The organism is Hahella ganghwensis DSM 17046 (assembly GCF_000376785.1).
GTDB classification, from domain to species: domain Bacteria; phylum Pseudomonadota; class Gammaproteobacteria; order Pseudomonadales; family Oleiphilaceae; genus Hahella; species Hahella ganghwensis.
This window is the reverse complement of the sequence record NZ_AQXX01000137.1, coordinates 127094-133449: the sequence shown is the minus strand read 5'-3', so window position 1 is coordinate 133449 and position 6356 is coordinate 127094. Positions and strand designations below refer to the sequence as shown.

General features: G+C 47.2%; 7 protein-coding genes. 3 read left to right on the top strand and 4 right to left on the bottom strand.

Features of this window, described 5'->3' with window-relative positions; all coding sequences use genetic code 11:
• The 3 genes from F566_RS0125495 to F566_RS0125480 all read left to right on the top strand — a co-directional run.
• Positions 1-267 (top strand): transposase domain-containing protein (locus F566_RS0125495; RefSeq protein WP_020405026.1); only part of this gene is annotated, 267 nt, incomplete at its 5' end.
• Positions 268-1240: 973 nt separating this feature from the next.
• A complete protein-coding gene (locus tag F566_RS0125485) occupies positions 1241-2266 on the top strand; it encodes a methyltransferase domain-containing protein (RefSeq protein WP_026180309.1) in 1026 nt (341 codons plus the stop codon).
• A gap of 532 nt (positions 2267-2798) precedes the next feature.
• Complete coding sequence (locus tag F566_RS0125480) at positions 2799-3488, top strand: PEP-CTERM sorting domain-containing protein (RefSeq protein ID WP_020409873.1); 690 nt, start codon at positions 2799-2801, stop codon at positions 3486-3488.
• A 141-nt stretch (positions 3489-3629) separates the two neighbouring features.
• Here the strand turns inward: F566_RS0125480 and F566_RS0125475 are convergent, their stop codons facing one another.
• The 4 genes from F566_RS0125475 to F566_RS34075 all read right to left on the bottom strand — a co-directional run bounded on the left by F566_RS0125475 (position 3630) and on the right by F566_RS34075 (position 6332).
• Positions 3630-4016, bottom strand: coding sequence for a tautomerase family protein (locus tag F566_RS0125475; RefSeq protein WP_020409872.1), 387 nt, complete (start codon positions 4014-4016; stop codon positions 3630-3632).
• A gap of 223 nt (positions 4017-4239) precedes the next feature.
• Positions 4240-5526, bottom strand: a complete 1287-nt coding sequence (locus F566_RS0125465) for an Arm DNA-binding domain-containing protein (protein WP_020409870.1) — start codon at positions 5524-5526, stop codon at positions 4240-4242.
• Positions 5523-5750: an excisionase family protein gene (gene xisR / locus F566_RS0125460; RefSeq protein WP_020409869.1), complete on the bottom strand. Its 228-nt coding sequence runs from the start codon at positions 5748-5750 to the stop codon at positions 5523-5525. The genes F566_RS0125465 and xisR overlap by 4 nt, the downstream gene beginning before the upstream one ends.
• Before the next feature lie 240 nt (positions 5751-5990).
• Positions 5991-6332, bottom strand: coding sequence for a Gp49 family protein (locus F566_RS34075; protein WP_020409868.1), 342 nt, complete (start codon positions 6330-6332; stop codon positions 5991-5993).
• Positions 6333-6356 lie beyond the last annotated feature (24 nt).

Below are 6356 nucleotides of genomic sequence, written 5' to 3'. Positions count from 1 at the left end.
GAGGATGGCGCCGTGCCCATCGACAATAATTGGGTGGAAAACCAGATCCGGCCTTGGGCGCTGGGTCGTTCCAACTGGTTGTTTGCCGGATCGCTGCGCAGTGGTCAGCGGGCAGCGGCAGTAATGAGTCTGATCCAATCGGCCAAACTGAACGGACATGATCCCTATGCTTATCTGAAAGATGTACTGGCGCGTCTGCCGACGCAGAAGAACAGTGCCATTGCTGAATTACTGCCTCACAACTGGAGCGGTCCGGTCAACCTGTGATAGCCGGACGCTTACCAATCGATGCCCTGTTTGCTCAGTCGACGGGCATCGGGCGTCTTTTCTACGTTACCTGTCAAGATGGATGACCTATCAAGATGGATGTCCCTGGGATTGTTTTGCGGCTCAGGTCTATGAGGCTCTTGGGATGCCGCATAATGGAGGGACTGAGCAACTGACCTGTGACCTGAATAAGGCGGGATATGACGTAACTGAGTTAGCTGCATTTGAGACTGGGATTTGGGGCAACTCATTATCTGATTTTTACGATACCCTTGAATTTTTTTTGCTTCGAAAGTCCGTGAGTATCGAGAAAGCCGCGAATGTTTTATTCGCATGCTCGAAGCGACGGTAGAGTACCGCGATAATGGCGATGTTGTTCTTCCCGTTGTTGAGAGCTTAATTGAAATTAGCCGTTGAATCGGTTTTTCATATCAGGTAATGGCATAGAAGAGCAGGCCCCTTGGCTCTTTACTTCCTTGCGATTGGTGTCTAGCCTTTATTTTGGTAGTACAAAAATTGATCTAAAAGTAGTGCGTTGTCATCATTTTCTGGTTCTTTTAGTGACCGTCGGATAATTGCCATCACTGGCATAGTGACAGTATCTGGGACAGGGATGATGAATTGGGGATAGGGAATAAGGGGAAGTCATTCGACCGGAGTAAGAGCAGATAATTTAACGTTGTCGCCTGGCTTCATGGAAGTGGAAAGCTGTTAAAGGGAAGTACAGACAATGCCATCACTTTGGAATGAAAGCCTGTCCTACGGGCTTCAACACCTACCTGCCGTTTTACTGATTCTCTCACTAATCTGTTTGTTTTCAATCGGGCTAACGGCTGTTTTGACCAGAATATGGCGAAGACTTGGCTGTCGAAATATTAAGCCCGGAATATACTTCAGCGCCTGGAGCGACCCTGTTCGAGGTGAAGTCAGTATATCAATTACGCAATTGAAGCGTTCATTTGGACGATTCTACATGTCGATACTTTATGCACCTGGGCTGAGGCGCTATTTCAATGTCAGATTAACCCCCATGCTGGCTAGTGGTAAATATATGATGGGGGAGGCCAGGGGGCGTGATCATTTCCGGGTATTTCGCGTTCCGGCACTTTTTCAGCATAAATCACTATCGTTGTCAGAGAAATCGGTGGGGGGCAGTCCTTCCAATCCATTGGGAGCGCAATGGGTTGGCGTTCGGCATAAAGGCAAGCCAAATGAGTACATTCAATATAAAACGAACCCGGTATGGTACTGGTTAACCCAAATAAAGCGTCCGGCTAAAGTTTCGATCATTGAAGGGATAATTGCCAAGCATGAAACTCTCCTTGGTGATCAAAAATATCATTATCAAGGGCTTGAGTTTGATATCCCTCGACAAGGATTCAATCCCACTTTCGGTAAGGTGTCTACCTTATTGCTGGAGTATGCCAAAACCTGCGCGAATCCCAGTTCTCAGGTTTTAGACCTTGGCACAGGGACGGGCTACTATGCGATAGCGCTCGCAAAGCAGCGTGGATGTGTCGTAACAGGGGTGGATATCGATGAGAAAGAAATTGCTGTTGCCCAATCGAACGCCTTTCGTAACGGTGTGGAAGAGAAAACAACCTTTTATTGCACCAGAAAAAACCACCCCTTTGAAATGCTGGTTGACAGGATGAAGTTCGACCTGATCATTGCCAACCTGCCTTTTTCACGCACTTCCCAAGTATGGAAATCACGAAAGCATCCCATGGCGCAATGCTTTCATGGAAGTCGATCTCTGTTGGAGATGTTAATTCTCGGAAGTGCCTATCACATCGAACCTGATGGAAGACTGGTTTTTGCCTATTCCGATAGCGGCTATAAGCATTTCCTCGACGACCTCATAGAAGTGTCACCCTGGATAGTGGATTCTCGTAAGTGCGTGACTCGGGAAAGGGACGACAGTTTCTATATTTATGATCTGAAGTTGAGTGAGGATTTTGCCTCATTGATTGATAACCGGGGATTATCGGAAGGTTAGGGTCTGTAATCCCAGGGTTCGCTTCAGTCTTCTTTAGTCTCGATCCCTCAAAGATTACCCCGTCCCTGGAGACGGGGTTAAGCTCATCTGTCGATTTTTTTTACAGTGTAAAAATAAGGTCTCGACGGACCATCGCTCTGGAGCAGTTGAAACCAATAGAGTAAAAAAGTCCTAAACGTGTTGTCAGGGGGCGTGGACAGCGGAATTTTGTCTCCTTGAGACATGGTTCAAAAATTCAACCAAATCAATAGGGTTCGCGGCTTTTTTAATTCAATTTCACTCAATAGTGCCTACCTAATCTGAAGCCTATTTTAGTCCAATAGTCTATGCATTCCTCATCTTATTAGTCCGATAGACAGAGTCTATAAAATATACAGGCTCAGAAGAGTTCCTATAAAAAGTATTTAAAAATCAATAAGATGAATAGTTGGCAAGGTAATTGCTTTTAGCGATGTCGAACAATGTTCAGGGCGCTGGGATTAATGTTAAGCGCTTGATAATACTAATTCGATTCAACTGTTCAGAGGACATCATGAAATTTGCGATTATTGCTAGCCTGCCGCTCATGCTTGGAGCTTTTGGAGTTCAGGCTATTCCGCTAACCTACGGCACTACCACTCACGACACGACCGCATGGCAGGAACTTGCGGATGCGCCAAATAACGATCCTTTTGGCGTTTCTTGGAGTACTGACAGCGGAGCCACTTGGGGACGCGAAGACCTGACAGTCGGCCAAACAGTGCAATTCAAGTTCAGTGTGCACAAAGAGAATGTAGGCCATCACTATGCCGATCTCATGAAGAGCTGGATCGACTGGGACCAGAATGGAGTATTCGACGTTAGCGATGAAGTTGCATACGGTGAGCACAAACTGGTCGACTTTGAACCTGTTCTGGGCTCCTGGCAGAAGCCTGTTAATCCTGACTTCGCATTCTTTTCCGATGAATATACGCTGACCGAAGATCACGTTGGCGAATTTTGGTTAAGAGCTTTGGCTACCTGCACGCACTCTGTCACCAATATGTACGGTGATAACTGGGATGACCAATGGAAGCCAGAATACACCGACAACTACAACAATTTGATGACGCCAACCGGTCACTACTACCAGGGCGAAACTGAAGAGTGGAAAATCACAGTAACTTCAGTACCTGAACCTGCTACCCTGGCTCTATTCGGTCTTGGAATGGGGCTGTTAGCCGCGAGAAAGCGCGCTAAATAAGTTGCCACCTTGGGAGTCAGTTGAAGGGAGTCTGGAAACAGGCTCCTTTTAACCTGCCCACATTTTCACATTCCCTCCATGCTCTAAAAATATCACGCTCATCAACCAGTCCCAGGCCGGGAGTTACATTCCCTGATCCTGTTACTGATTGATTTTATACTTGAGATCGTTCACTTCATCACCCGTCATTCCTCGAAAGCCCCATTGGTATGGTGCTTGTTCCTTAATCGTTATTTCCACATCTATGGGTGAAATTGATAGTTGCTCTTCGATTTTCTGAAATAGCGTCTTGATCAGATTCTTTTGGGTTTCTGGTTTTCGTCCTGCCATCATATTTATTTCAATGACTGTATAAGCGTCACTTCTGCCCCCAGGGTAGAAGTAGTTGTCTTTCTCCAGCGGGATAAACCGATGTGCCCGCTTATCTTCTGGCATACCAAGAACCTGCTGCATGCACTCATGGATTACGTCAGATAATTTGGCTTTTATCGGATCCAGTTGCTCTTTAATCCCGTAGACGACGATCATTTTCTTTCCTTGTATGGTATGTAGAGCAAATTGGCGGGTGTATACAGGCAGCGGAATACTAACCAAAGTGAGGGAGGGATTCGAACCCTCAACAGTAGATTTTTAGGACCACTCAGGACCGCCTGAAGCCCCGATAAATAAAGGGTTCTGATTTTTGCAGTGTTCCCAAACGGTCTTAAAAGGTCTTTGAATTGGGCCGAAATTGGGCCGAAAAAATCTAGCATCATTTGGTCCTTGGAAACTGGTGGATAATGCCTGGCAAACTCTGACCAGTTTCCGAGGGAGTTTCACCATTTACCATAGATGTAATCAGCCCGGCCATGCTTGGCGAATCGCTCGGAATCCATCTTGCGTAATGCTTCTTAATCATTGTTGTGTCTGCATGCCCCATACTCTTCGCTATCCACTCCATAGGAACATAGTGCGATAGCAACTGGCTGGCGTAAGTGTGGCGGCACTGGTTGGGTCCACGGTGCCGGACTTTGGCTTTTTTAAGTAGATGGGTAAACCATCTGCCCACGCTTGAATTATGCCAGGGCGAGTCACTGACGGAGTTTAAGAATACGAATCTAACATGCTCAGTCTTGCGCGTAATATTGTCCCGCTGGATCACGTCGATTTTTACCGGTTCCCTCATGAATGTGTGCTCATACTGTGATTTGATCCAATCCATTGCTGGGCCGATAAACTCAATTTCGCGCACGCGACCCTTTTCCTTAGGGACTTTATAAATTGACTCAACACGGGCGCGGCTCACCTTGGCTTTCCAATAATTGCCGCTTCTGTCTATGTCCTCCCAAGCGAGTGCGATCAGCTCCGAAATGGAGAGGCCCGCCCAGCAGTCAAACAGGAACATGTTTTTGTCCTGCACCCGCTTGGTTTTTACCTGAGAGATAAGCCCAAGCTCGCTTTTTGTGAAGGGATCAGGTTCCGGGTCGCCATCCTTTTCAACATTCTTGATAAGGTCTAAGGGGTTCGACGTGATAACGCCATCTGAAAACGCATCACCCCAGACAGCCCGAACCACGGTGAAAATGTCATTCACGGTCTTAACACTTAAGCCGGATTTGAGGAGCTTGGCCTGAAACAGCTCAATGTCAGATTTTGGAATCTTTCGAATCAGCGCGCTTCCCCAGTGTTCCCGGACATGGTTGGCCTTATGCACATAGTTTCGATAGGTCGAAGGGGCCTTTTTGGCTTCGCAAACCTTCAGCCAAGAATCGATCCCCTGGGCTACGGATCGATTCGCATCCTTTAAAGAGCCACCGGAAAACACTGACACAAGGGGAGAGTCGGGGAAGTGGGCGGCATAATCAAACCGCCCCTCCTGAATTTCATTCTTTATCTGTCTCAGCTTGTTTTCGCAGTAACGCACATTGGACTTGCTCACAACATCGGTGATGACCTCAGCGCAACGGCGTCCCTGGAGGGTAAACCGGATCTGCAGCTTGCCATAGTGTAGGCGAACACCTGGCGGAAGCTTCGTAACACCCTTTGGCAATCCGCTCATGCTGCGCTGACTTCCTCTGAGCCCATCCATTTTTCAATTTCGTGCCAGTTGTACACAGCCAGGCGACCCCGAAGTTTCCAATGCTTACCTTCAAGCCACGCGCCTTTCTTCCGGTAAGCGTCAGCAGCGTCCCGGGTGATACCAAATAGGGGCCAAAGCAAGTTAACGTAAACCCACTTTGCGGGAACAACGCCCAAAGAGTTTTTGCTTTCTGGTGAAGCCATACACACCTCTTCTATTTTTTCGTTAACTATGGTGTTTTTAAGTCTCGTGCCAAGCTACTAATTGCATTGGCAGCATCAATTAAATGCTGATCAACGTCCTGGCCTGATCTGACCACGGTGTATTTGTAGTCATGGCACACGCTTCGGACTGTTTCGGGACACCTTCTGCACTCAACTAAGCCGCCTTTGCCTTTCATAGAGTTGCAATGGTGCTGAGTTATCAGCTTGGCCTCAGTGATGTTAGGAGTTGGAATTATCATAATTCGACAGCCGCCCAGGTTTTGTGCTCATCCGCCGATAGGCTTCCAACTTCCAAAGCTCTTCAAAGCTGTTCTTATATGATTCTTTCTGGCCGGTATCTTCACACCAGTTATCTGGGTCAATGCATGTTGCTGGTGGGCCGACTGCAACAAAGTCGTTGTCCATACGGATGCCGCAAAACATCATCATCTTTCCGGCTATCACCACGGTTTCAAAATCCACTTCTTGAATTCGAGATTCGATTAACTCTTTGGTTACTCGGTTAAGTGGCTGAACTTGTGTCAGGTAACGTGGCTCGATCTGAGATTGTTCAATTGCCATTTTTTCTAAGCTCCAAGTGTTTCT